Source organism: Dactylosporangium sp. NPDC049525 (assembly GCF_040676755.1).
Classification (GTDB): Bacteria; Actinomycetota; Actinomycetes; order Mycobacteriales; family Micromonosporaceae; genus Dactylosporangium.
Genome location: NZ_JBFAPO010000002.1, coordinates 94400 through 119622, shown reverse-complemented (window position 1 = coordinate 119622; position 25223 = coordinate 94400). Strand labels below are relative to the sequence as shown.

The window sequence follows — 25223 nt, the reverse complement described above, 5'->3', positions numbered from 1 at the left end:
CAAAGTTTCACAACCGGATGACCGAACAGCGCGCCAGTGCGCCGCCGCCGCTGTCGAAGTACTCGACGGTGAAGGTGTGATCGCCTTCAGCCAGGGCGGTTTCGAACGTGTACGTGGTCGGCGGGTGGTCGGACCATCCGTCGATCACCACGGCTCCGTCGATCGAGACGCGGATGCCGTCGTCACTGGTGGCGGTGATGCGGTACGTGCCGCCGGCCAGGTGGTCGGTCCTGGTCCAGCGGGCGGAGAACCCGTCGGCGGGCAGGCCCTCGGCCGGCGGCTCGAGGCCCCAGTCGTGGTCGATGGCCAGGTCCTGCCGGGTCAGTACGGGCGTTCCGGTGGCGGTCGGGTTGCTGTAGAAGGACGCCGTCCACGGGGTGGGTGGCGGCGGGTCGGCGGTCTTGTCGTAGCTGAGCCGGGCGATGGCCCCGGCGGCCCTCTCGTAGTACTCGACGACGATCACGTGGGCGCCCTCGGCGAGGTTGCGCTGGATCACGAACGTCGTCGGCGGCTGGTCGCGCCACTCGTCCAGGACGAGCACGCCGTCGACGTAGAGCCGGGCGCCGTCGTCGGCGAGCAGCTTGAACGTGTAGACGCCGGCGGCGAGGTTGTCGGTGCGGGTCCACCGGGCCGAGTACCCGTCGGCGGGCAGCCCGGGGCCGGGTGCGCCGAGACCCCAGTCGAAGTCGACGGCCGCGTCCTGGCGCAGCATCGCGGGCGCGCCGGCGAGGTCGGTGCCGAGGTAGTAGGCGCCGTCCCAGCCCGGCGGTGAGGTGACGTCGCCGACCCGGCGGTAGCCGAACTGCAGGCGGGCGCCGGCGGCGTTCTCGTAGTACTCGACGCGGATCGTGTGCGGGCCGCCGAGCAGCAGCTTGTCGGCGGTGAACTCCTCGTTCTGCTCCCGCCACTTCGACAGGATCAGCTGGTCGTCGACGTACACGCGGATGCCGTCGTCGCTGGCGCCGCTGAACCGGTAGAGGCCGGCCGGCAGCACGTCGGTGCGGGTGTGGACGGCGACGAAGTGGTCGACGCCGATCCCGTTGCCGGGGCCGCCGTCACCGTACGGGTGGTCGATCGCCGTCTCGGTCCGCTGGAGATCCGGCGCCCGCAGCGGGATCGACGGCTGCGACCCGGCGCCGGGGGTGTTCCAGTAGCTCGCCGTCCACGGCGGCGCCGGCGGCAGGTCCCCGGCCCGGTTCCAGGCGAGCCTGGCCAGGGCGCCGGCGGCGTTCTCGTAGTACTCCATGACGATTGTGTGCGCGCCGCCGCCGAGCGCCAGCCGGGCCGAGTACTCCGTGACGCCCTGGTCGGCCCAGTGGTCGATGACCTTCTGCCCGTCCACCCACAGCCGGACGCCGTCGTCGGAGGTGGTGGTGAAGTCGTAGTAGCCGGCGGTCAGGGTCACCGACCGGGTGTACCGCGCGACGAAATGGTCCGCGTCGATCGACGGGTCCGGTGAGCCGAGGGCCCAGTCGTGGTCGACGACCGGCTCGTCGCGGGTCAGCTGCGGGCGGGTCGCCGGGATCGTCGGCGCGGTGCCGGCGCCCGGGGTGTTCCAGTACTCGGCGGTGAACACGTCGCGGGGCTGGTCCGGGGTGGTCTCCCAGGACAGTTTCGCGCTGGCGTCCACGACGTTGTCGTAGAACTCCAGCCGCACCCGGTGCTGCCCGGCGGCGAAGTCGGCGACGTACTCGTAGGCGGTCGGGCCCTGGTCGTGCCACTGGTCGATGACGAGCTCGTCGTCGAGGTACAGGCGGGCGCCGTCGTCGGAGGCGATCGTGAAGCGGTACCGGCCGGCGGCGAAGAACTCCGTCTTGGACCAGCGGGCGGAGAAGTGGTCGGCCTGCACCCCGGGACCCGGCGGCTCGACCGACCAGATGAAGTCGACGCGCTGGTCCTCGCGGGTCAGCGCCGGCGCCCCCGCCAGGTCCTGGTTGTTGAAGTACTCGCCGAGGAACGGCGCCGACGGCGCGTAGTTCGCCGTCCAGGTCCCGTTCGTCGCCGGCGTGGTGATGAAGTGCCGGATCGCGCCGCCGTCGGACCAGCCGGTGAAGTGGTAGACGGTGCCGTCCGCGGCGACGGCGGTCGGCGGCGCGGCGAGCTCCCGTTTGAAGCCGACCACCCCGTGCACCGTGTCGGGGGTCGCGATCGGCACCCCGTCCAGGGTCAGCCCGAGTCCCGGCGGGTTCGTGGTGTACGTCATCAGTGACGTGTGTGGATAGATGAAGACCGACTTGGCGCTGGTGAGCCCGTTGCGGTCGGTGACGGTCACCTTGATCTCGAACCAGGTGTCGGCGGACGCCTCGCCGGTGACCGGGATCGTGAACGTGCCGACCCGGCCGGTCAGCGGCCCGACGAACGGGTGGACGTGCGTGTTGTGGTGCAGGAACACCTCGGTCTTGATGTCGCCGTCGCTGACGTCGAAGCCGGCGGCGTCGTTGCCGAACGCGTTGTAGGTGATCGTGTCGCCGGAGTTGTACAGGGCGCCGTCGACGGGCGCGGCGACCTGCACGGTGGGCGGCGAGCCGACCTGCACGACGATCGGCCGGGACGCGACGGTGTTCTGCCCGTCGGACACGGTGAGCGTGACCGGGTAGACGCCGACCGCGGGGTAGGTCTTCGTCGGGTTCGCCGCGGTGCTGCTGCTGCCGTCGCCGAGGTCCCAGTGGTAGGTGAGGTCGTCGCCGTCCGGGTCGCTGGTGCCGGCGCTGCTGAAGTGCACGGTGAGCGGCTGCTGCCCGCCGGTGGAGTCCGAGCCCGCCCGCACCACCGGTGCGCTGCCGGCGAGGCTGTAGGAGACCTTGTACAGCTGGCCGGGGAAGTACGTGATGTAGTACAGCGAGCCATCGGGGGCGACCTTCAGGTCCACGACGCTGCCGGCCTCGGGGTCGAAGTCCTTGACCTGGGTGATCTGGCCGGCGTCGTCGAGCAGCGCCTGCTTGATGAAGCCGCGGGAGTAGTCGCCGAAGAACATGCTGCCCTGGTACTCGGCCGGGAACTGGGTGCCGTGGTAGATCGGGCCGGCGGTCACCGCGCCGCTGCCGCCGTCGTGGTTGTAGGCGTGCAGCGGCTCGCGGTACCCGGCGCAGGTGGTGGCGCAGCGGCCCTCGTTGACCGGCCAGCCGTAGTTGCCGCCCTTGACGATGAGGTTGAGCTCTTCCCACGTGTAGTCGCCGACGTCCCCGCCGTAGAGCCGGCCGGTGGCGCTGTCGAACTGGAACCGCCACGGGTTGCGGAATCCATATGCCCAGATCGCGCCGAGTTTTCCGGGCTGCCCGGCGAATGGATTGTCGGCCGGAATCGTGCCGTCCGGGTTGATTCGCAGAATCTTGCCGTGTGGGTTGGTCAGATCCTGTGCGTTCGGTGGATAGCCGTTGTCGCCGACAGCGAAGTAGAGCTTTCCGTCCGGCCCGAACCTGATGCTTCCGCCGACATGCAGCAACTGCGAGGGCGATTGTGTCTGAAATATGGTGTACGGGCCTTCGGTGCCGATGTCGCCGGACGCGTCGAAACGCACGAGGTGATTCAGCAGGTCGTGCCCGGTGTAATAGAAGTAGACGTAGTGGTTGGCGACACCGAACCCTGGGTCGAACGCGACACCGATGAGACCCCGGTCCCCTGACGCCTCCGAGGGCAGGTCAGCGAAGGGTTCCGGGAGCAGGTGACCGTCCTTGAAGATCTTGATCTTGCCGGTTCGCTCGAGGATGAAGATGCGTCCGTCAGGTGCGATCTCAAATCCGGAAGGACCGTCGAGGCCCGATCCGAGGACGAGTTGTGTGGTGAATCCGGGTGGGGTCGCGGCGACCGCCGACGGCACCGGGCCGACCAGCGACACCACCAGTGTCAGTAATGCGACAAAAGCCAGGCACTTGCGCAACTTCCCACCCCACAGTCGTCCCTCGGCATGAATCCTCGGGTCGCCATGTGATGCGGGAATAGCAATTCATCGAATGAACGGTGACGAAATTGCGTCGACATTGTTTCGCCGCCGCCGTTCATTTCGCGGTCGCACAGAAATGCGGCGCAATTGTTCTGGCGGAAACACGCCTGAGGTCAGACGGACACCGATACCGCTACCGGTAGCGATGCGTAACCGCGCAGTACCCGGGTGCGCCGGCGCCGCGGGGTGCCGTCAATGACGAGGCCGGGGTGCCGATCGAACAGCGCCTTCAGCCCTACCTCGCCTTCCAGGCGGGCGAGGGCAGCGCCGAGGCAGTAGTGCACGCCGCCGGAGAACGACAGGTGCTCCCGCGCGTTGGGCCGGGTCACGTCGAAACTGCCCGGGTCGGTGAACACGGCGGAGTCCCGGTTCGCGCCGCCGAGCATCGGCACCACCACGTGCCCGGGCTGGAGCCTCGTGCCGGCGATCTCGACCGGCCGCTGGCAGACCCTGGCCGTGTTCTGCACCGGCGAGTCGAAGCGCAGCATCTCCTCCACCGCGCCCCGCCACAGGCCCGGGTCGCCGTGCAGCTTCGCCAGCTGGTCCGGGTGGGTCATGAGCAGCGCGGCACCCGTACCCAGGAGATTGACCGTCGTCTCGAAACCGGCGGCGAGCAGCAGGCCCGCGGTGGCGAGGAGCTCGTCGTCGGTGAGCTGCTCGCCCTCCAGGTGCACCAGCTGGCTGAGCAGGTCGTCGCCGGGCGCCTTGCGGAGCCGCTCGAAGTGCCCGCGCATCCAGGCGTTGCTGCGCCGGATGCCGATCTCAGTGCGCCGGTACTGCCGGTAGGTCAGCCCCAGGTCGAGCGTCGGCGCGGACATGGTGCCCCAGTCCAGGAACTGCCGCCGCATGTCCAGGGGCACGCCGAGGATGTCGGCGATGACGGTGACCGGCAGCAGCGCGGCGTAGCGCTCCACCAGGTCGAACCGCGGCCCGAGCCCGTCGAGCAGCTCCTGCGCGGTCCGCTCGATCCTGGGTCGCAGCGCCTCGATCGCCCGGGCGGTGAAGACCTTCGAGACCAGGCGGCGGTACCGGGTGTGCTCCGGCGGGTCCGTGACCAGCATCGACGGCGGGTCGACCGGGCCGATCGGGGCGGTGCGCCGGCTGAGCCGCCACAGCAGCGCCACGGGGGTCGGCAGCCGCCGGTCGCTGAAGCCGACGCCGAACGCGTCGCTGCGCAGCACCGCCGAGGCGACATCGTGCCGGGCGGTCGCCCACATGAGGCTGCCGCGCACGAGCGGGCCCTGCTCGCGGATCCGGTCGTAGAAGGGGTACGGGTCCTCGCGCACCTCGGGGTCGACGAAGTAGCGGGCCTGGATGTCGCCCTTGCGGGCCGCCGCGCTGATCCCCATCCGCGCGAACCCGTGCTTCGTGGCCCACCGCAGCATCGTGCCGGTCATGGTACTAGACGGTACCATGACCGGTGCCTGTTGACCTTGGAGACTTTGTCTGGTCATGGGCAGACAAAGTCTCCAAGGTCAACCTGGGCTCACCCCGTCGCCCGGGGACGGGTCGTCACGGCAGAGAGGGGCACCGCCACCTCCTCCAGGGACTTGCCCTCGGCATCCACGCCGAGGATCCACTCGACAACACCACCGATGATCATCACGGCGGCGCCGATGAGATACCCGATGAAGAGCTTGCCAGGATCCTCGCCCTCGCCGATCAGCCAGCCGTAGAAGATCGGGCCGATCGCGCCGAAGCACTGGGCGATGGCGAAGAACACCGCGATCGCCTGGGCCCGGACCTCGAGCGGGAAGATCTCGCTGACGGTCAGGTACGCGGAGCTGGCACCGGCCGAGGCGAAGAAGAAGATGATGCACCAGGCCAGGGTCTGCGTGAACGCGTTGAGCATGCCCGCGTCGAACATCCAGGCCGAGATCGCCAGCAGCACCCCGGACAGGATGTAGGTTCCGGCGATCATCTTGCGCCGGCCGATGGTGTCGAACAGGTGCCCGAGCAGCAGGGGGCCGGCGAGGTTGCCCAGCGCGAACGCGATCAGGTAGATCGGGGTCTTCTCCGCGTCGACGTCGTAGAACTTCGACAGGACCAGCGTGTACGTGAAGAAGATCGCGTTGTACAGGAACGACTGCGTGATCATCAGGGTCGCGGACAGGACCGATCTGGACGGGTAGTGCCGGAACAGCACCTTGAGCAGCGACAGGTACCCGTGCGACGCGGACGGGCGGACCTCGATGGCGGCGTTCTCGTCGACCGGGGCGAGGGTCTGCCCGGACCGCTCGACGTCGCGCTCGATCCCGGCGATGCTGTCCTCGGCCTCCTGCTCCCGGCCGTGCATGATCAGCCAGCGCGGACTCTCGGGCAGGTGCCGGCGCAGGTTCCAGATGGCCAGGCCGATGATCGGCCCGATCAGGAAGCCCAGCCGCCAGCTGATGTTCAGCGAGATGTGGTTGAGCAGGATGTACGTGCCGAGGGTGCCGATGATGGCGCCGCCCCAGTAGGTGCCGTTGACGCCGATGTCGACGCGGCCGCGGTACTTGGCCGGCATCATCTCGTCGATGGCCGAGTTGATCGCCGCGTACTCGCCGCCGATGCCCGCACCGGCGATGAATCTCGTCAGGTACAGGAACACCAGGCTCAGGGTGCTGTTGCCCCAGGTCAGCGCGGTCAGCGCGTTGCCCGCGAGGTAGACGCCGAGAGTGACGACGAACAGGTTCTTGCGGCCGAGCGCATCGGACAGGCGGCCGAAGAGCAGGGCGCCGAACACCTCGCCCAGCAGGTACACGGTGGCGATGGCGCCGACCTGTGTGCTGCTCAGGCCAAGTGTCTCGTCCTTGTTGAGCACCGCACCCACGGCGCTCGCGATGGTGATCTCCAGACCGTCGAGGACCCAGGCGGTGCCCAGTGCCAGCACCATTCTGGTGTGGAACGGGGCCCAGGTCAGCCGGTCGATCCGGGCGGGGATGAGGCTCCGGATGATGCCACCGGTCGGCGCCGGGGCGGATTGCGTGTCGGACAAGGTGCACCTCCCAGGATTCCCTCCCCGCCCCGTGCCCGCATCGGCGAACCTCAAAACCCGGCCCTTGACGCGCCATCGCAGATCGACGACGCTGAGTCCTGAGAGAGCGCTCTCTTCTCCCCTGCGACCGCACGCCCGCCAGCGCCGGCTACCCGCCCTCCCGGTGCATCGACGTGGTGCGGCGACGGTCGTTCACACCCTCCACCCAGGGAGAACGCATGTCAGGAACACGGGGCCGGCGCATCGCCGGCCTGCTCGTGGCGGCGCTCGTCGCCGGCTACGCCGCCTTCACCGTCACCACCTCCGCCAACGCCGCCAGCAGCCTGCTGTCCCAGGGCAAGCCGACGACCGCGTCGTCGACGGAGAACGCCGCGTCCGGCGCGGCCCTCGCCACCGACGGCAACACCGGCACCCGCTGGTCGAGCGCGTTCAGCGACCCGCAATGGATCCAGGTCGACCTCGGCGCCACCGCCACCATCGACCAGGTGGTGCTCAACTGGGAGGCCGCCTACGCCCGGTCGTTCACCATCCAGACCTCCACCAACGGCACCACCTGGACGAACATCTACTCCACCACCACCGGCACGGGCGGCGTCCAGACCCTTGCCGTGTCCGGCAGCGGCCGGTACGTGCGGATGAACGGCACCGCGCGGGCCACCGCCTACGGCTACTCACTGTGGGAGTTCCAGGTCTACGGCACGACCGGGTCCACCGGCTGCGGGACCGCGAACGCCGCGCAGGGGCGGCCCACGACCGCGTCGTCGGCGGAGAACGCCGCGTCCGGCGCGGCTCTCGCCACCGACGGCAACACCGGCACCCGCTGGTCGAGCGCGTTCAGCGACCCGCAATGGATCCAGGTCGACCTCGGCGCCACCGCGACCATCTGCCAGGTGGTGCTCAACTGGGAGGCCGCCTACGCGCGGTCGTTCAGCGTCCAGACCTCCACGAACGGCACCACCTGGACGAGCATCTACTCCACCACCACCGGCACGGGTGGCGTCCAGACCCTCGCGGTGTCCGGCAGCGGCCGGTACGTGCGGATGAACGGCACCGCGCGGGCCACCGCCTACGGCTACTCGCTGTGGGAGTTCCAGATCCGCACCACCGGGCCGGTGTCACAGCCGCCGAGCACCCCGCCGAGCTCGCAGCCGCCGGGGACGTTCTGGGGCGACACCAGCACGATCCCGAACCCGGCCAACGTCGTCATGGTCAAGGTGCTCAACCGCACCAACGGCCAGTACCCGGACAGCCAGGTCTACTGGAGCTTCAACGGGCAGACGCACAGCATCGCCGAGCAGCCGTACCTCGACATGCCCGCCAACTCCGCCGGCCGCATGTACTTCTACCTGGGCAGCCCGAACAGCCAGTACTACGACTTCATCGAGTTCACCGTCGGGCCGGCCGTGTTCAACGGCAACACCACCCGCGTCGACGCGTTCGGCCTGAAGCTGGCGATGCGGCTGCACGCCCGCGACGGCTACGACGTGCAGGTCGGCGAGGACCAGGCGACGTTCGCCGAGAGCCGGGCGGCGACGTTCCAGCGGTTCATCAACGAGGTCCCGGCGCAGTTCGACGTCCTGGCACAGTCGCAGGCGCCGTACCGGATCATCGCGCCGGGCAGCGACCCGACGTTCCGCACGGGCGGCGTCAACGCGAACTACTTCACCGCGTACGCCGCGCAGTACGGCATCAACGCCCCGACCTCGGACGTCTTCGGCTGTGCCGGGGTCCTGGCGAACGACCCGGGCAACTGTGCCGCCCTCAACCGGCACGTCAAGCAGCTGCCGGAGTCGCAGTGGTCGACGCCGAGCCTGTACTACCAGGCGGCGCCGGCCAACTACTACGCCAAGTTCTGGCACGACCACGCCATCGACCGGCTCGCCTACGGGTTCCCGTACGACGACTACGCCGGCCAGTCCTCGTTCGTCTCCCACGGCAACCCGCAGTGGCTGCTGGTGGCCGTCGGCTGGTAACGGCCGCTGTAGCAAGCAGAGCGGGCACCCCTGGAGACCAGGGGTGCCCGCCCTTTACCGCATGTGCGTCAGGAGCTGCCGCCCGGCTGGAGCACACCGTTCACCGTGAGGGTGTACGGCGCGTACTGCTGGACCTGCTCCGTCGGCTCGTCGTAGGCGACAACCGCCACGACCTTCGGGAACAGCGACAGCAGCGCCAGCTGGATCCAGTTCAGCGAGACGGAGTTCTTCCCGTTGAACTCGAACTGCCACGCGAGGTGGTTCGCCTCGTCGATGCCGACGAGCCTGACGTTCCAGTTGTTGACCTCGACCGGGTTGATCTCCGTCGGCGAGTCGAACGGGGCCAGGCTGGACCCGTCGCTCAGCAGCGTGCCGCCGAGGGTGATGTCGTCGATGAGCAGGCCGCCCTCGTTGACACCGCCGTCGCTGACGTAGCGGAAGCCCAGCAGGATCGACTTGCCCGCGTACGCGGACAGGTCGTAGCTGTGGGCCTCGAAGCCGGTCGTCGTGCCGTTCAGGCCCGGGCCGAGCGGCCCGTCGACGGTCTTGTCACCCGGGATCGCGGTGTAGGTCGTGCCACCGTCGGTGGAGACCACGACGTAGCCGTAGTCGTACCCGAGCTCGGCGCCGTACTTCGCAGCGAAGGACAGCGTCGCGTTGGTGGCGGGGACCGTCACCGGGATGACCGCGGTGGCGTCGGTGTTGTTGGCGTTGCCCGAGAACAGCACCGAGTTGCCCGGCCGGTCGGGGTCGTTGTTCACCAGCGTCCAAGCCAGCGGCAGCGCCGGCAGCTGGGCAGCGCCCGTGAACTTCAAGGACCGCAGGTCCTTGCCCTTGATGGCCGTGCCGTTCTTCTGCAGCAGCACGTAGTCGGCACCGTTGGGCGCCGCTCCGGGCACGCTGTAGCTCTGCGTGTTCGCGAGGTTCACCGAGGAGCGGACGCTCTTCGACGTGACCTTCTTCTTGTCCGCGCCGAGCACGATGCTGAACCGCGAGTCGTCGAGGAGCTTGTCCAGCAGCACCGACGACTGGTAGTCGTGCAGCACCGTGTACACGCCCTTGGCGCCCTCGGCCTTCACCGCAGCGTCCACACTGGCGAGACCCTGCAGGTCAGCGTCGTGGTGCAGCCGCTCGATGACATCCTGACCGTAGTGGTCGTAGAGGTACAGCAGGAACTGGTATGCGTTGCCGTAGTCGGCGAGCACACCCGCGCCGCTGCCGCCCTCACCCCAGAGGTTGAGCGAGTTCTGGGACCCACCGCAGTCACGCGGGTTGGGGTTGAAGGGTGTCTGCACCGGGCCGTAACCCTGGAAGCAGTACAGGTGGCTGTCGCCGCCCTTGTCGAAGACCGTCTTGGTGCCGTCGACGTAGCCGGTGAGCGTCTGCGCGAAGTCCGACAGACCCTCGTTGAGCCACGTCGACTCGTTCGGGTCGACGTAGGACAGCAGCAGGTGCTGCCACTCGTGCGCGAACGTGCCCTCGTAGAGGGTCGGCCGGGCCGGGCGGCTGGTGCACACGTCACTGGACGGCGCGTCAACGGGGTTGGCACCGGTGCGGTGCTCCCAGTCGAACGCGTCGATCGTCATGACGTTGCGGTCGAACAGCTCGTTGAACTGGGTGGAGAAGAAGCCGGCGATGTAGGTCGTCGCGGCCGGGAACGTGTAGTAATTGTCGTCCCGGACGTTGTCGACCAGCGTCACCGTCTTCTCGCCGCCGCCGGTGTAGACGCCGCCGTTGCCGTTGGCGTCCGGGCCGAGCAGCGCGTTGCTGCCGTCCCGGTTCGGCGGGGTACTGAAGGCGGCGGTCTCCTTCGGGTACATGTTGGTGTCGAACTCGTGGATGAAGTTCGTCACCTGCGCGTCGGTGACCGTGGTCGTGTTCGGCACCGCGTTACGGCAGTCGCCCGCCGGGAACGAGGTGTCGACCGCGACCCAGACCTCGATGTGCTCGCCGACACCGCGCAGGACGTAGTCCTTGCGGTACAGCCGGCCCTGGTAGTCGTCCGAACCCAGCCACTGACGGACCGTGCCGACGGTCGGGGTCTCCCCCGCCGCAAGCGCACGCTTCTGCGCCGGCTTGGCCATCTTCGACGTGTCGACCAGCTTGCCGTCCAACGTGAATTGCGTGCGGGTCATGTGCCGCGTGTCGGACGTCTTGCTCGCACTGGACGCCGCAGGCGCCTTGACCGGGGCCGCCGACGCCGGGGAACCCGGCAGCGCGACGAGCACCGGCGCGGCGAGGACGACGACCGCGGTCGTGACCAGGCGTTTTCGCACCATGAAGCCTCCTCAAGTCGGCCTGCCGTCCGGGCGGGGTGACCGTGACCGGAAACGGGCAGACCGCCCGTGATGATATTGACAACGCACACTATCGCCGCCGTATCCATCGGCAGCGCTCGCATCGAAGGGCGAGGGTGTAGACGAGGGATAGGAATACATTCAGTGCCATCAATTAACTGATTCCGTCGGCCGGATCTGCGCCTACCGTGGATCCGTGATCGACCTGGACGCGACCGCGCCGCCGCCGACCGCCCGTCGCCGGCGCCCGCCGTGGTGGGCGGTGCCGCTCGTCCTGGCCGCCGTCGGTCCCGCCACCCTCCAGCTGCGGGCGCCCGCGCCGATGGAGCCGGTCGCCTGGCTGCCGCCGGGCACGATGCGGCTGGCCGGCGCCGGCGACGCGTTCTACGTGCTGCGCGGCAACGGCACCCTGGCCTGGAACGTGACCGCGTACGCCTGGTCGGACGGCGCCGAACGCTGGCGCCGGCCCCTGGCGGGCCCGGACCCGGACCTCATGATCGCCGGTGCCGGCGCGGTGCTGGTCACGCACCAGCCGTGCGACCCGCAGCACGCCCCGTCCGTCGACCGGCTCGACCCGGCCACCGGCCGTCCACTGTGGACGGCAACCGGTGCCGTGCTGCCCGGCGGTGACCTGCTCCTGGCCGAGGGGGGCGGCTGCGGCGACCGCCGGCACGTGACCAGGCTGACGTCCGTCGACCCGGCGGACGGCGCCCCGCGCTGGGCGATGCGGTTCCCGGACGGCCGGCCGGTCGTCGTCGGGGACGGCTGGTTCGCGGCGGTCGGCGACACGGGCGGCGTCGACACGTACGCCATGGACGGCCGGCACCTCAGCGCCGTGACGGTGACGGAGACGTCGATCGTGCTGGCCGCCGGCGCCGGCGTGATCGCCGCCGACCAGCCCGATCCCAGCCGGCCGGGCCGCCTCACGGGCCGGCCGCACGACGGGTCGGGCCCGGCGTGGAGCGTCCCCCTCGACGGCGCCGCGGCGGCGTGCGGCCCGTGGCTGTGCGTCACCGGCGGCGGCGTGACCAGGGCGCTCGACCCGGCCACCGGCCGGACCCGGTGGACGGTGGGGGTCCTGCGGGAGCCGGTCCCCGGGCCGTCCTACGTGCTCGGGGCCGACGCGCGGCTCGTGCGGTGGCGCGACGGCGAGCAACGCTCGCTGCCCGGCTGGCGGCTGCTCCCGCCGGCCGAGGGCTCCGCCGCGCCCGTCATGCAGCGGGGCGGCGCCGTCGGCGTCGTCGACCTGACCCTGGGCCGCCTCGACGTGCTGGGCACGCTGCCCGGCCCGCAGACCCGCTGCCTGGCCGGCGGGCCCGGCCGCACCGGGCTGCGGCTGGTCTGCGTCGGCGCGGACGGGCAGACCCGCCTGTGGCGGCCCGGCCGGGCGCTATAGGTGCTGATCGAGGACCTCCAGGACCTGGTCCGGGGTCTCGATCAGCGGGAGGTGCCCGGTGCCGGGCAGCAGCACGAACGTGGCGCCGGGGATCGCGGCGGCGTAGGCCCGGCCGTAGTCCGGGTCGACGATGCGGTCGCTCTCGCCCCACAGCGCGAGCGTGGGCACGGCGACGTCCCGCAGCCGCGCCCGCAGCCCGGGGTCCGCCATCTCGTGCGGGCCCGAATAGTGTGCGATCGCCCGCCGGTTGCCGGCCATGGTGGCGCGCTGGGCGTCGGTGAGTGCGGCGGGGTCGATGCGGAACGCGTCCGGGTTCGCGTAGGAGCGCTGCGCCAGCTCGGCGAAGTCGAGCGCGAAGAAGTCCGCGACCGGGTGGTCCGGCACGGCGATGCCGACCGCGCCGACGAGGACGAGCCGGTCGAGGCGCCGCCCGGTGTCGCGCACCGCCATCTCCGCGGCGATCCAGCCGCCGATCGAGTTGCCGATGACCGCGACGCCGCCGAGGCCGAGCTCGTCGAGCAGCGCCAGGTATTGCTCCGCGAGGTCGCCGACCCCGGCCGGCCCGCCGGGCGTGTCGTCGAAACCGGGGTGGGTCGGCACGATCACGCGGGCCCCGGTCGCGAGCCGCTGCGCGAACGGCAGCACCGAGCGCGGTCCCGCGCCGCCGTGCAGCAGCAGCACCGTGCGTCCGGTGCCCTGGTCCTCATAGGTCAGGCTCATATCAGGAAGCTTATACAAGGAACCTTATACAAACAAGCTGACTTGTCGTCGGTACCATGGCGGCATGCGGACCGACCAGGACGTCGCGCTGCTCGTGAAGCGGCTGCAGCACCGTCACCACCGGGCGCTCAACGCGGCACTGGCCGAGCTCGGCGTCTCCCTGGTGCAGTGGGACACGTTGCGGCACCTGGCCCGGCACCCCGACGCGTCGCTGCACGACCTGGCCGTGCTGACGTTCCAGACCGACCAGTCGTTCGGGTCCCTTGCCACCCGGATGGCCGACCGGGGGCTGATCGAGCGGACCCCGGGCCCGGGCCGCGCGGTGCGGCACCGCCTGACACCGCGCGGCCTGGAGCTCAAGGAGGCCGGTGACGTCCTCGTCGACCGGGTGATCGGGGCGTCGTTCGCCCCGCTCACCCCGGCCGAGCGCGACCAGCTCGGCGACCTGCTGACCCGGCTGCTGGACTCCTGACCGGGGTTCAGCAGGCGGGCGCGGCACCGCCGGAGGTCGAGGCGATGTAGGCGTGGCTGACGTACTGCCCCGCGCCGACGCGGTCCCAGCGGGTGGTCGTGCCGTAGGGCCCGGCGATCGACTGGCCGGTCACCCAGCACTCGATCGGGACCTGGGCGGCGGTGGCCGCGTAGCCCTTGCTCGCGGCCGTCGAGGTGGCACCGGCGCGGATGTTCAGCGGTCCGCTGCCGACGACGCCGCGCGGCCCGCCGGCGGTCCACAGGTAGGCGACGTCGACCCAGGAGTTCGTGGTGAGCTGCAGCCCGTCCCAGAACACGCCGTCGGCGAGATCGATGCCGGCCGGGTTGGCCACGGTCCGCCCGAACTGGTCCTTGCCGCCGTTGTAGCCGTTCTGGTAGGCCGCCTGCGCCTCGGGCCGCCCCTGCGGGAGGTCCTTCCACGACTGGCGGGTCGCGGGCGGGTTCCAGTAGTCGTCGGTGGTGTTCCACGGCCCGACGTCCCAGACCGGCGCGAACTCGCACCTCGCGCCGCTGGTCGTGCAGACCCGGACCGTGTAGTCGCCGGTGTTCTTCGGCGCCAGGCCGCGCCGGGACGGCAGCGCCACGAAATGGTCCCGGGAGGTGATGACGTGCCCGTTGGCGGTGGTGCCGCCGACCAGGCCCTCGCGGGTCGCGTAGATGCGGTGGACGGAGCCGACCGCCGCCAGCGCGGGCGGAGCGCCGGACGTGCGGTCCGCGGTGAGGCGGACCGCGGTGACGGTGGCGGCGCCGGTCAGCAGCACGCGGACCTGCACCGCGCCGACGGACTCCGGCAGGGCCGCGCCCGCCGCCTGCCACTCGGTCCACCGGTCGCCGGCCTGGCCGCGGTACTCGACCTCCACCCCCGCCGGTGCGCCCGCGACCTGCGCGGTGACCCGGTCGGCCGGGGTGGCGAGGACGTGCGGCGCGGTCAGCAGCATGCCCTGCGCGACCGGCGCCCGCTGGCCGCCCGGCGCCGTGGCCGGGTCGGCGAGCCGCAGCACGGCGCCGGACCAGGTGACGTTGACGTCGTCGCCGCCGCCGGTGCCGAGCCACGCGGACCAGGCATTGTCCGCCCCGGGCTCCGGCAGGGGCGGGGAGGCGTGCGCCGGTGCGGCGCTCAGCAGGACCAGGCCGCAGGCCGCGAGGGTGACGAACCGCCGGTAAGACACCCTCGCAGCCAAGCAGTCATATCGATGAACGTCAAGGTCTTAGGGCAGGGTCGGGTAGTCCGTGTAGCCGGTGTGGTCGCCGCCGTAGGCCTTGCCGTAGTCGGGGGCGTTGAAGCCGGCGCCGGCGCGCAGCCGGTCCGGCAGGTCCGGGTTGGCGAGGAAGAGCGCACCGAAGGACACCAGGTCGCTCGCGCCGGTCTCGACGTGCCGCAGCGCGTCCGGGCCGGTGTAGGCGCCGGGCGTGAACGGGTTGAGGATCAGCGTGCCGCTCCACCGCTGCCGCAGCTGCGGCGTAAACTCCACGTCCGGGCCTTCCGCGACGTGCAGGTAGGCCAGGCCGAGGGGGTCGATGGCGGCCAGCAGCGCCGCGTAGGTCTCGCGGTGGTCGTCCTCGACGATGTCGTTGTAGGGGTTGGACGGCGAGATGCGCAGGCCGACCCGGTCGGCGCCGATCGCGGCCGCGACCGCCTCGATCACGGCGACCGGGAAGCGGATCCGGCCCTCGGGGCCGCCGCCCCACTCGTCGTCGCGGCGGTTGGTGCCGGTGGCCAGGAACTGGTGCAGCAGGTAGCCGTTGGCGCCGTGCAGCTCCACGCCGTCGAACCCGGCCTCGATCGCGTTGCGGGCGGCGTCAGCGAAGTCCTCGACGGTCTGCCGGATGCCCTTGTCGTCCAGGGGCTCCGGGGTGACGAGGTCCGCGGGGCCGTCCGCGGTGAGGACCGTGCCGTCGGCACGGACCGCGGACGCGCCGACCGGGGTCGCGGCGAGCCGGTTGAGGGTGGGGTGGCCGATCCGGCCGGTGTGCATGAGCTGGGCGAAGATGAGGCCGCCCTGGGCGTGGACCGCGTCGGTGACCGCCCGCCAGCCCTCGATCTGCTCGGGTGCGTGCAGGCCGGGCGTGTTGAGGTAGCCCTGCCCGATCGGCGACGGCTGGGTGCCCTCGGTGACGATCAGGCCGGCGCCGGCGCGCTGCGCGTAGTAGGTCGCCATCAGCTCGGTCGGGCTGCCACCCGGCCCGTAGGCGCGGTTGCGCGTCATCGGCGCCATCACGACCCGGTTGCGCGCGGTGTGCCGGCCGATGCGGACCGGTTCGAACGCTGTGCTCATCACAGGCTCCCTCTCGGTTAACTGTTCCGCACAGGTAAATCTGCCATGGTCGGCGTTCATTCCGCTGGTACGTGGTGACGGGACCCACACTGGTCCGAACAGCTAAACTCGGGTAATGGCCGCCGAACCAAGGATCCGGCCCGCGGCCGCGGTCTGCGGGCCGATCAGCCACGCCATCGTGCGGTTGGCGAAGGCGCACAAGGCCCACGCCCGGCAGCTGCTGCGCGAGGTCGGCCTGCACCCGGGGCAGGAGCTGATCCTGATGATGCTGTGGGACTGCGGCCCGCAGCGGCAGAGCGAGCTGGCCACCCAGTTCGACACCGACTCGGCGAGCATGACCCGCAGCGTCCAGCGCCTCGAGCGGGCCGGCTACGTGCGCCGCGTCGCCGACCCCGCCGACGGCCGGGCCACCCTGGTCGAGCCGACCCCGGCCAGCCTGGTGCTGCGCGAGCGGATCGAGCTGCTGTGGTCGACGCTGGAGGCCGACACGGTCGGCGGGATGAGCGCCGCCGAGCAACGCGCCGCCCTGCGTGCGCTGCAATGCCTCGAGGGCAACCTGCCCTGCACGTAGGATCCGCGCATGCCCCTGACCGTTGCCGTCGCGCAGCCGGTGTGCGTGCCCTATGACGTGGTCGCGAACGCGGCCGCCCACGCCGCCGTCGTCCGGGCCGCGGGGGCGCGGGTCGTGGTGTTCCCGGAGCTGTCGCTGACCGGCTATGAGCTGGACGCCGACCCGGTGCCGATCGACCATCCGGGCCTCGCGCCGCTCGTGGCCGCGTGCCAGGAGACGGGGACCCTCGCGCTGGCGGGCGCGCCGGTGGACGGGCCGTGCATCGGGATCCTGGCGATCGACGGGCGGGTCGGCGTCGCGTATCGCAAGCTGTACCTCGGCGCCTCGGAGCAGCGCCGGTTCCGGCCGGGGCCCGAACCCGCCGTCGTGACCGTCGACGGGTGGCGGCTCGGGCTCGCGGTGTGCAAGGACACGAGCGTGCCGGAGCATCAGGCCCGCACGGCCGCGCTCGGCATCGACGGCTACGTGGCCGGGACGCTCATGTTCGACGAGGAGACCGGCGAGCAGGACGACCGCGGCGCGCGGATCGCCGCGGCGCACGGGGTGTGGGTGGCGTTCGCGAGCTTCGCCGGGCCGACCGGCGACGGCTACGACCGCACCGCCGGGCATTCCGCGATCTGGTCCCCGGACGGCGCCGTCGTCGCGCGGGCCGGCGCCGAGCCGGGCACCTTCGTCACCGCGACCATGTCCGCGCCCTGACATGGCCGACTTCGCGAAGCTGCACCGCACCTCCGCGGCCGCGGACGCGGCCCGCAGCATCCAGCAGATGATCGTCGACGGCCGGCTCGCGCCCGGTCAGCGGCTGCCGGCCGAGCGGGAGCTCAGTGAGCTGCTCGGGATCAGCCGGCCGACGCTGCGCGAGACGATCCGCTCCCTCGTCGGGCTCAACATCCTGGAGAGCCGCCACGGCGCCGGCACGTTCGTCGCGGCCTTGGACACCGCGACGCTGCTGGAGCCGATGCAGTTCGTGATGGCCCTCAACGAGCGCACGCTCGGGGAGCTGTTCGAGGCGCGGCTGCTGCTCGAGCCGGCCCTCGCGGCCCTCGCCGCGCAGCGCGCCACCGACGCGCAGGCGGCCGCCATGCGCGCCGCGATCGGCGGCGCCGACCAGCTCGAGGCCGACCTGCTGCTGCACCGGCTCATCGCCGAGGCGTCCGGCAACGCGCTGCTCGCCGCGATGCTCGAGTCCCTGTCGACGCTGGGCCGCTCCAGCCGGTCCATCACTGCGGCCCGGCCGGGCGTGCGGCGGCACACCACCGACGACCACGCGGCGATCGTCGCCGCCGTCGAGCGCCGCGACCCCGACGGCGCCCGGGCGGCGATGACCGCACACCTGGAGCGGATCGCGGCCGCCGCATTGGCTTGACCACTTGGCCACTTCGTCCGTACCGTAGCGGCTCATGAAGCTTGCCCGGCTGGGACCTTTCGGAGCGGAACGACCCGTGGTGCTCGACGCCGAAGGCGTGCCCCGGGACCTGTCGGCCCTGACCGCCGACATCGACGGCGTGTTCCTGGCCGGCGGCGGGATCGACCGCGCCCGCGACGCCTTCGACGCGGGCACCCTGCCGGTGCTCACCGACCCGCCGGCCCGCGTCGGCGCGCCGGTCGCCCGGCCCGGCAAGGTGGTGTGCATCGGCCTCAACTACCGCGCCCACGCCGCCGAGTCCGGCGCCGAGCCGCCCGCCGAGCCGGTCGTGTTCATGAAGGCGTCCGACACCGTGGTCGGCCCCGACGACGACGTGCGGATCCCGCGCAACAGCGTCAAGACCGACTACGAGGTGGAGCTGGCCGTGATCATCGGCCGCCAGGCACGCTACCTGGACTCCCCCGACGACGCCGCGGCCTGCATCGCCGGCTACGCGATCAGCAACGACGTCTCGGAGCGGGAGTTCCAGCTGGAGCGCGGCGGCCAGTGGGACAAGGGCAAGTCGTGCGAGACCTTCAACCCGCTCGGCCCGTGGCTGGTGCCGGTGCCCATGGAGGCGGTGCCGGCCCTGCGCCTGCGGTCCTGGGTCAACGGCGAGGCCCGCCAGAACGAGCTCGCCGGTGACATGATCTTCGACGTGCCGCACCTGATCTGGTATCTCAGCCAGTTCATGGTGCTGCACCCCGGCGACGTGGTGAACACCGGCACGCCGGCCGGGGTGGCGATGGGCATTGCCGGCCAGCCCTACCTGCGCGCCGGCGACGTGGTCGAGCTGTCCGTCGACGGGCTGGGCCGGCAGCGCCAGCGCTTCGTCTAGCCGTTCTCCGCCGGGGTACGGGCAACGAACAGCAGATACTCCCAGTCCATCGCCCCGCCGCCGAGATCGTGGGAGCGGGCCAGGTCCAGCAGGGCCGCGTCGAGTGCCGCGACGGCCTCCGGGTTGCCGGCGTTGGCGCGGTACACCGCGATGGTCGGGCCGTAGTTGCGCTTGAAGAAGTCCAGGAACGCCTCCGCGGTCGCGAACACCCCGACCCGGAGCATCTTCCGTTGCGCCACGACGCCGGTGACCGCGTCGCCGAACAGGGCCCGGACGTGCTCCTCGCTGCCCCACAGCGGCGGGGGCTGCACGCCGGGCGGCGGTGGCGGCGCGTAGGGCTTCATCGTCGCGAACATCTGCCCGATGAACCCCTGCGGGGTCCAGTTGATCAGGCCGATCGTCCCGCCGGGCCGGCACACCCGGACCAGCTCGTCCGCGCACACCTGGTGGTGCGGGGCGAACATCACCCCGACGCAGGACATGACGGTGTCGAACGTGCCGTCGCCGAACGGCAATGCCTCGGCGTCGGCGACCTGCCACGTCAGGCCGTCGTTGAGGCCCTTTCCGATCTCGATCAGCTCCGGGGTCAGGTCGGTCGCGACGACGTCGGCGCCGGCGAGGGCGGCCGGGATCGCCGCGTTGCCGGAGCCGGCGGCGACGTCCAGGACCCGGGTGCCGGGTCCGGCGGCGACCGCCTCGACGAGGACGGGCCCGAGCGACGGGATCACGTCGGCGGCGACGGCCGCGTAGTCCCCCAGCGCCCACATCGCCCGGTGCTTGCTCTTCAACGCCTGGTCGGCGGTCATCTCAACTGTCTGCATACCTCGACCGTAGGAACGGCGCCCGCCACGGGACTAGTACAGGATCTGTACTAGTCGGCGAGGCGACAGACGCCTACGGTGCGGGCATGGGTGCGTCCTACTACCAGTTCTGCCCGGTGGCCAAGACCATGGAGCTGCTCGACGAGCGCTGGACCCTGCTCGTGGTCCGCGAGCTCGTCGGCGGCGACCGGCACTTCAACGACCTGCGCCGCGGCCTGCCGCGGATGTCCCCGACGCTGCTGTCGAAGCGGCTGCAGCACCTCGTCGCCGCCGGCGTCGCCGAGCGGCACAAGTCCGGCGCCGAGGTCCGTTACCGGCTCTCACCCGCCGGGCGGGAGCTGGCCCCGATCGTGAGCGCGCTCGGCGAGTGGGGCATCCGCTGGATCGGCCATCTCGGCGACCAGGACCTGGACCCGAAGATCCTGCTCTGGGACATGCACCACCGGGTCGACCACGACGCGGTCCCCGCCGGCCGGACCGTGATCCAGTTCCAGTTCCCTGCCGTGCCCGCGGCGCAGCGCAACTGGTGGCTGGTGCTGACCCCGACCGACGCCGACGTGTGCGACGCCGACCCCGGCTTCGACGTGGCGGTGCGGGTCACCGCCGACCTGCGCAGCATGGTCGAGGTCTGGCTCGGCGACCTGGAGTGGTCCGACGCCCTGCGCAGCGGCGCCGTCGACATCCAGGGCCCGGAGGACCTGCGCCGCGGCGTGCCGGCCTGGTTCAAGCTCATCTCCTTCGCCGGCGTCCCCCGCCCCGCCCGCCCCGAACGCACCGTCGGCCGCGAGTTGTCATCATAAGCTCTCATGTGACAAAATGAGCGGGTGACCCTTCAAGACGTACGCGTCGTCGATGGCCCCGCCGCATGGCAGGCTGGTGACAGCAGCCGTCGGGAGGTGCGTGAACGCATGGATTTTGGCGCGCTCGATCATGCGGGGATCTGGACCGAGGACGACTACCTTTCCCTCGAACCGGCCGGGCACCGCATCGAGCTGTTCGACGGGAGCCTGCTGGCGAGCCCGGCACCGACCAACCGACACCAGAGGCTGTCCTGGCTCCTGGCGACGGCGCTCGACACGGCCGCCGACGACGCCGGTCTGCTGACGCTCGAGGCGGCCAACGTCCGGTTGCGCACGGGTCGCCTCATGATTCCGGACATCGTGGTGGCGCACGTCGACAGCGACGCCATGATCGAAGCTCCGGCGGTCGCGCTGATCGTCGAGATCGTCTCACCCGGCAACGCCGTGACCGACCGGACGATCAAGATGCAGCTCTATGCTGAGGCAGGGATCGGTTGCTACCTGCTGGTCGAGCAGGAGCCACCGGGATCCGTCACGATGCGGTTGCACCGGCTGGACGGCGCGCACTACGTCGAGGACGCGAAGGTCGGGCCGGGCGAGACGCTCACGATCGGGGAGCCGTTCGCCTTCACCCTCGACCCGGACACGTTGGCCCGGCGGGTCTTCCGGTAGCCGGGGCCGGCTCGGGTCACGCCGCTGGGACTTCGGTCAGCGTGGTGTAGATGTGCTTGCCCTCCGAGCGGGCCTGGGCGACCATCTCGTCGGCGCCGGCCGAGGGGCCGCCGATGCGCAGCACGGCGTCGCAGTGGGTGAGCAGGCGGGCGGAGATCGGGTGGAAGATCTCGTCGAAGACGGGGTCGCCGACGGTGGCCGAGCCGGCCCGTTCGATCAGCGGCAGGGCAAGGGCCTCGCCGGTGACCGGGAGGTGGCCGGCGCGGAAGAGGTGGACGGCGGCGTCGTTCATCGCGTCGACGTTGGCACGCAGCTTGGCGGGGTCGTCGCCGGTGCCTGAGCGGTACGGGCCGGCTACCAGGATCATCATGACGGGTGCTCCTCAAGGTTGTCGGTGGTGATGACGTCGACGCCGGCCGCGCGCAGCGCTTCGAGGGTGCTTGCGGCGGCCTCGCCGGAGGGCGCGGCGTCGGAGGTGACGAACGTGTCGACGGCGTCGAGCGGGGCGACCCGGGCGAAGGCCTGGACGCCGAGCTTCGTGGCGTCGGCGACGACGATGGTCCGGCCGGCCCGGCGCAGCGCGGCCCGCTTGACGGCGGCGTCGTCGAGGTCGAACTCGGACCAGCCGAGGTCGTGATGGACGGCGCCGATCGACATGACGAACGTGTCGAAGCGCAGCTGGTCCAGGGCGCTCAGGGCGAGGGGGCCGACGAGGCTGCGCTCGCCGGCGCGGGACTCGCCGCCGAGGATGAGCAGCCGGATGCCGGGCTGGTCGGCGAGCCGCACCGCCGCCTGCAGGCTGAGCACCGCGACCGTCAGCGGCCCCGCACCCCGGCCGTCCCCTCTGCCCCGGCCGTCCCCCTCGCCCCGGCCGTCCTCCTCGCCACGACCACCACCGGCAGCACCACGACCGGCACTGGCCGCGTCACCACCGGCAGCGGCACCGGCCACGCCACGACCGGCACCGGCGGTGAAAGCAGTGGAGTCGGCAAAGGCGGTGGAGCTGGCTGCGGCTGGGCTTAGACCGAAGCGGGTGGCCAGGGCGGCGGCGACCGCGGCCGTCGTGGTGCCGGCGTCGAGCAGGACGGTGCTGCCGGGGGCGATCAGCTCGGCGGTCGTACGCGCCAGGCGGGCCTTCGTGGCGGCCTGCCACTGCTCGCGGACCGCGAACCCGGCCTCGTCACTCGACACGTCCAGGGCGACCGCGCCGCCGCGGACCCGGCGCACCAGGCCCTGCTCCTGCAACTGGTCGAGGTCGCGGCGGACGGTCATCTCCGAGACGCCGAGGCGCCCGGACAGCTCCGCCAGGGTCAGCCGGCCGCTGCCGCGAACCAGGCGCAGGGTGAGGTCAAGTCGATCCGGTACGTGCACGGACCGAACCTAACAGGACCTTGTGAAGTTTGAAAGATCTGTGTGAGGTTTACGCCACCGGGGTTGGCTGGCGGGGCGCCGGTTCCGGTGCGGGGGTCGCGCCGCGGCGCAGCGTGGCGTAGGTCAGCGCGCCCAGCGGGATGATGATCCAGCAGGACAGCAGCCGGTAGACCAGCATCGCGGCGGCCGCCGCGCCCTGCTCCGCGCCGGCGGAGACCAGGCCGGCGAGCAGGGCGACCTCGACCACGCCGATGCCGCCGGGGCTGATCGGCACCTGCCGGAGCAGCTGGACCGTCAGGTACACCGTGGCTAGGCGCACCAGGCTCACGTCGATGCCGAACGCCGCCGCCGTCGCGGCCAGGCAGGCGAAGTCCAGGCCCCAGTTGACGGTGGCGTGCACCAGCGACAGCACCCATGAGCGCGGCGGCAGGCGGCGCAGGTCGGTCACGGTCCGCCCGACGGCCGCCCTGCCCCGGGCGGTCAGGCCGGGCCGCGGCCCGGGCTTCTCCTCGTCCTCCGGGTGCTCCGGCTGCGGCGACGACACACCGCGGCCGCCGCGGGAGAGCAGGAAGTCCAGCGCGAAGACCACGGTGGCGGTCACCAGCAACCCGAGCACCAGCACGAGGGTGTCGGCGTTGCCGGTCGCGCCGCCGCGTGGGATCAGCACGACCGCGCCGTACATGAGGATCAGGGCGACGCCGGACAGCACCGAGGACAGCACGGCCACGGCGCCTGCGGTGCGGCGGCTCGCGCCCGCGGTGCGGAACTGGCGGAACGCGAACCCGGCCGACATCGCCGAGCCGGCCGGCAGGCTGAAGGAGATCGCGGAGCGGGTGAACGTCACCGCGACCGCGCGGGGCACCGACATCTTGACCCCGAAGCCGGCCAGGAGGCGGCGCTGCTGCAGGGCGAAGTGCCGCAGGGAGGTCATCTCGGCCGCGGCGGCGAGGACCAGCCACCACGGGTTCGCCGAGGCGATGGTGGCGCCGATCTGGGCCGGGTCCGGCAGCTTGTCCTTGAGCGTGAGCACGGCCACGCCCAGCACGACGAGCAGTGCGGCGACCCGCAGCGCCCGCTTCGTGCTCATACCAAGTACTGTCGCACCTCCGCAGGGCAATGCACCCGGTGAACTCATCAAGAAGTGAGTTGTGCTCATCACGCGGACGCTGCCGTGGCGTGGCACGCTGATGGCCATGAAGCGGCTGTCGAAGGTCGACCTGGATGCGACGTTGCCCAAGGACGAGGCGCTGCAGCGCCTCGAGGCGGCCCAGGAGCGGCTGCTGCGGCTCCGGCTGACGCTGGGTGGGCAGATCGGCGGCGACGACCCGAGCGAGGCGGCGAAGCTGGGGCCGCCACTGTGCGTGGTGTTCGAGGGCTGGGACGCGTCCGGCAAGGGCGGCTCGATCAAGCGGCTCGTCGACCATCTCGACCCGCGGCACGTGCGCGTGTCGCAGTTCGCCGCGCCGACGTTCGACGAGAAGCGGCACCACTTCCTGTGGCGGTTCTGGCCGGTGCTGCCCGGCTGGGGCGGCATGACGGTGCTGGACCGGTCCTGGTACGGCCGGGTCCTGGTCGAACGGGTCGAGGGCTTCGCCACTGAGGAGCAGTGGGGCCGGGCCTACGACGAGATCACCGAGTTCGAGCGGACCCTGGCCGCCGAGGGCATGGTCATCGTGAAGTTCTGGATGCACATCTCCAGCAAGGAGCAGCTGCGCCGGTTCCGCAGCCGGCAGGACGACCCGCTGCGCTCGTGGAAGCTGACCGACGAGGACTGGCGCAACCGGGAGAAGCGGCCGGCCTACAAGCGGGCGGTGGAGGACATGCTGGAGCGCACCGACCACCCGGCCGGGCCGTGGCACGTCATCCCCGGCGACGACAAGCCCACGGCCCGGGTGCTGGTGGTGGAGACGGTGTGCGCGACGGTCGAGGAGGCCCTGCGCCGCCACGGCCTGCAGCTACCCAGCTGAGGCGCCGCCGTCGACGTACATGACCTCGCCGGTCATGAAGCTGGCCGCGTCGGAGCCGAGGAACAGCACCGCCTTCGCGATCTCGTCCGGCGTGCCGATGCGGCCCAGCGGCACGCCCACGTTCAGGTCCGTCTGCGGGTCGGCGAACTCGCGCTGCAGCATGGGCGTGTCGATCGGCCCGGGCGCGACCGCGTTGATCCGCACCCCGCTGCCCGCCGCCTCCAGCGCCGCGGCGCGGGTGAGGCCGTCGACGGCGTGCTTGCTGGCCGTGTAGATCGCGGTGCCGGCCGCGCCCTGGTGGCCGAGGTACGAGGACATGTTGACGATGCTGCCGTGCCGCTGGCCGAGCATGACCCGCAGCTCGTGCTTCATGCTCAGCAGCGTGCCCAGCACGTTGGTGTCGAAGGTGTCGGCGTAGGTCTCGGCGGACTGGTCCAGCACGGTGCCGGGCGCACCCTCCGTCCCGGCGTTGTTGACGGCCACGTCGAGGGAGCCGAAGCGCGTGACAGTGTCGTCGACGAGCTGCCGGACGTCGTCCTCACGGCGCACGTCGGCGTGCATGAAGACAGCGCCTGCGGGCAGTTCGGCGTCATGGCGGCCGGCGACCACCACGTCCGCGCCCTGGCCGGCGAACGCCGACGCGGTGGCCCGTCCGATGCCGGTGAGACCACCGGTGATCAGCACAGTTGTCATGCGCCGGTAGATCC

The 25223-nt window shown here is 71.4% G+C and carries 22 protein-coding genes; 10 read left to right on the top strand and 12 right to left on the bottom strand.

The window, feature by feature from the left end; translation table 11 throughout:
• Window positions 1-7: 7 nt before the first annotated feature.
• From AB0K00_RS04820 to AB0K00_RS04810, 3 genes are all read right to left on the bottom strand, one after another.
• Window positions 8-3877 carry a PA14 domain-containing protein gene (locus AB0K00_RS04820; protein ID WP_363515390.1) on the bottom strand — a complete coding sequence of 1290 codons (3870 nt, stop codon included), beginning with the start codon at window positions 3875-3877 and terminating at the stop codon, window positions 8-10.
• Between the two features lie 176 nt (window positions 3878-4053).
• Window positions 4054-5337 carry a cytochrome P450 gene (locus tag AB0K00_RS04815; RefSeq protein WP_363515388.1) on the bottom strand — a complete coding sequence of 428 codons (1284 nt, stop codon included), beginning with the start codon at window positions 5335-5337 and terminating at the stop codon, window positions 4054-4056.
• 89 nt (window positions 5338-5426) lie between these two features.
• Window positions 5427-6917: an MFS transporter gene (locus AB0K00_RS04810; RefSeq protein WP_363515385.1), complete on the bottom strand. Its 1491-nt coding sequence runs from the start codon at window positions 6915-6917 to the stop codon at window positions 5427-5429.
• A 218-nt stretch (window positions 6918-7135) separates the two neighbouring features.
• On the opposite strand from AB0K00_RS04810, the gene AB0K00_RS04805 reads away from it, so the two are divergent.
• A complete protein-coding gene (locus tag AB0K00_RS04805) occupies window positions 7136-8890 on the top strand; it encodes a discoidin domain-containing protein (protein ID WP_363515382.1) in 1755 nt (584 codons plus the stop codon).
• Window positions 8891-8958: 68 nt separating this feature from the next.
• Here the strand turns inward: AB0K00_RS04805 and AB0K00_RS04800 are convergent, their stop codons facing one another.
• Window positions 8959-11169: a choice-of-anchor J domain-containing protein gene (locus tag AB0K00_RS04800; protein WP_363515379.1), complete on the bottom strand. Its 2211-nt coding sequence runs from the start codon at window positions 11167-11169 to the stop codon at window positions 8959-8961.
• A gap of 214 nt (window positions 11170-11383) precedes the next feature.
• Between AB0K00_RS04800 and AB0K00_RS04795 the strand changes: the two genes are divergently transcribed.
• Complete coding sequence (locus AB0K00_RS04795) at window positions 11384-12583, top strand: PQQ-binding-like beta-propeller repeat protein (protein ID WP_363515376.1); 1200 nt, start codon at window positions 11384-11386, stop codon at window positions 12581-12583.
• On the opposite strand, the gene AB0K00_RS04790 is transcribed toward AB0K00_RS04795, so the two are convergent.
• On the bottom strand, window positions 12578-13303 hold the full coding sequence (locus AB0K00_RS04790; protein ID WP_363515374.1) for an alpha/beta hydrolase: 726 nt from the start codon (window positions 13301-13303) through the stop codon (window positions 12578-12580). The genes AB0K00_RS04795 and AB0K00_RS04790 overlap by 6 nt on opposite strands.
• A 64-nt stretch (window positions 13304-13367) precedes the next feature.
• On the opposite strand from AB0K00_RS04790, the gene AB0K00_RS04785 reads away from it, so the two are divergent.
• Window positions 13368-13775, top strand: coding sequence for a MarR family transcriptional regulator (locus AB0K00_RS04785; RefSeq protein WP_363515371.1), 408 nt, complete (start codon window positions 13368-13370; stop codon window positions 13773-13775).
• 7 nt (window positions 13776-13782) lie between these two features.
• Here the strand turns inward: AB0K00_RS04785 and AB0K00_RS04780 are convergent, their stop codons facing one another.
• Together AB0K00_RS04780 and AB0K00_RS04775 are read right to left on the bottom strand one after the other, a co-directional pair.
• Window positions 13783-14964 (bottom strand): hypothetical protein, encoded by a 1182-nt coding sequence (locus AB0K00_RS04780; RefSeq protein WP_363515368.1) that lies wholly within the window; start codon window positions 14962-14964, stop codon window positions 13783-13785.
• 39 nt (window positions 14965-15003) lie between these two features.
• On the bottom strand, window positions 15004-16071 hold the full coding sequence (locus AB0K00_RS04775) for an alkene reductase (RefSeq protein WP_363515365.1): 1068 nt from the start codon (window positions 16069-16071) through the stop codon (window positions 15004-15006).
• A gap of 115 nt (window positions 16072-16186) precedes the next feature.
• Here AB0K00_RS04775 and AB0K00_RS04770 point away from each other — a divergent pair, with 115 nt between their 5' ends.
• The 4 genes from AB0K00_RS04770 to AB0K00_RS04755 are packed head-to-tail and all read left to right on the top strand — an operon-like array spanning window position 16187 to window position 18885.
• Entirely contained in the window at window positions 16187-16642 is a 456-nt protein-coding gene (locus AB0K00_RS04770; protein WP_363515362.1) for a MarR family winged helix-turn-helix transcriptional regulator, read from the top strand.
• A 9-nt stretch (window positions 16643-16651) separates the two neighbouring features.
• Complete coding sequence (locus AB0K00_RS04765; RefSeq protein ID WP_363515359.1) at window positions 16652-17341, top strand: carbon-nitrogen hydrolase family protein; 690 nt, start codon at window positions 16652-16654, stop codon at window positions 17339-17341.
• Window position 17342: 1 nt separating this feature from the next.
• Entirely contained in the window at window positions 17343-18008 is a 666-nt protein-coding gene (locus AB0K00_RS04760) for an FCD domain-containing protein (RefSeq protein ID WP_363515356.1), read from the top strand.
• A gap of 34 nt (window positions 18009-18042) precedes the next feature.
• Window positions 18043-18885: a fumarylacetoacetate hydrolase family protein gene (locus AB0K00_RS04755; protein WP_363515353.1), complete on the top strand. Its 843-nt coding sequence runs from the start codon at window positions 18043-18045 to the stop codon at window positions 18883-18885.
• On the opposite strand, the gene AB0K00_RS04750 is transcribed toward AB0K00_RS04755, so the two are convergent.
• On the bottom strand, window positions 18882-19706 hold the full coding sequence (locus AB0K00_RS04750; RefSeq protein ID WP_363515350.1) for a class I SAM-dependent methyltransferase: 825 nt from the start codon (window positions 19704-19706) through the stop codon (window positions 18882-18884). The genes AB0K00_RS04755 and AB0K00_RS04750 overlap by 4 nt on opposite strands.
• An 86-nt stretch (window positions 19707-19792) precedes the next feature.
• Here AB0K00_RS04750 and AB0K00_RS04745 point away from each other — a divergent pair, with 86 nt between their 5' ends.
• Window positions 19793-20506, top strand: a complete 714-nt coding sequence (locus tag AB0K00_RS04745) for a helix-turn-helix domain-containing protein (protein WP_363515347.1) — start codon at window positions 19793-19795, stop codon at window positions 20504-20506.
• A gap of 108 nt (window positions 20507-20614) precedes the next feature.
• Window positions 20615-21178: a Uma2 family endonuclease gene (locus AB0K00_RS04740; RefSeq protein ID WP_363515344.1), complete on the top strand. Its 564-nt coding sequence runs from the start codon at window positions 20615-20617 to the stop codon at window positions 21176-21178.
• Between the two features lie 16 nt (window positions 21179-21194).
• On the opposite strand, the gene AB0K00_RS04735 is transcribed toward AB0K00_RS04740, so the two are convergent.
• The 3 genes from AB0K00_RS04735 to AB0K00_RS04725 are packed head-to-tail and all read right to left on the bottom strand — an operon-like array spanning window position 21195 to window position 23636.
• Entirely contained in the window at window positions 21195-21548 is a 354-nt protein-coding gene (locus AB0K00_RS04735) for a DUF4406 domain-containing protein (protein ID WP_363515341.1), read from the bottom strand.
• Window positions 21545-22549: a DeoR/GlpR family DNA-binding transcription regulator gene (locus AB0K00_RS04730; protein ID WP_363515338.1), complete on the bottom strand. Its 1005-nt coding sequence runs from the start codon at window positions 22547-22549 to the stop codon at window positions 21545-21547. Before AB0K00_RS04730 ends, AB0K00_RS04735 begins: the two co-directional genes overlap by 4 nt.
• 49 nt (window positions 22550-22598) lie before the next feature.
• Window positions 22599-23636 (bottom strand): lysylphosphatidylglycerol synthase transmembrane domain-containing protein, encoded by a 1038-nt coding sequence (locus AB0K00_RS04725; RefSeq protein ID WP_363515335.1) that lies wholly within the window; start codon window positions 23634-23636, stop codon window positions 22599-22601.
• 61 nt (window positions 23637-23697) lie between these two features.
• Here AB0K00_RS04725 and AB0K00_RS04720 point away from each other — a divergent pair, with 61 nt between their 5' ends.
• Window positions 23698-24516 (top strand): UDP-galactose-lipid carrier transferase, encoded by an 819-nt coding sequence (locus tag AB0K00_RS04720; protein WP_363515332.1) that lies wholly within the window; start codon window positions 23698-23700, stop codon window positions 24514-24516.
• Here AB0K00_RS04720 and AB0K00_RS04715 read toward each other — a convergent pair.
• On the bottom strand, window positions 24505-25209 hold the full coding sequence (locus AB0K00_RS04715; RefSeq protein WP_363515329.1) for an SDR family oxidoreductase: 705 nt from the start codon (window positions 25207-25209) through the stop codon (window positions 24505-24507). The two genes, AB0K00_RS04720 and AB0K00_RS04715, sit on opposite strands and share 12 nt — an antisense overlap.
• Window positions 25210-25223 lie beyond the last annotated feature (14 nt).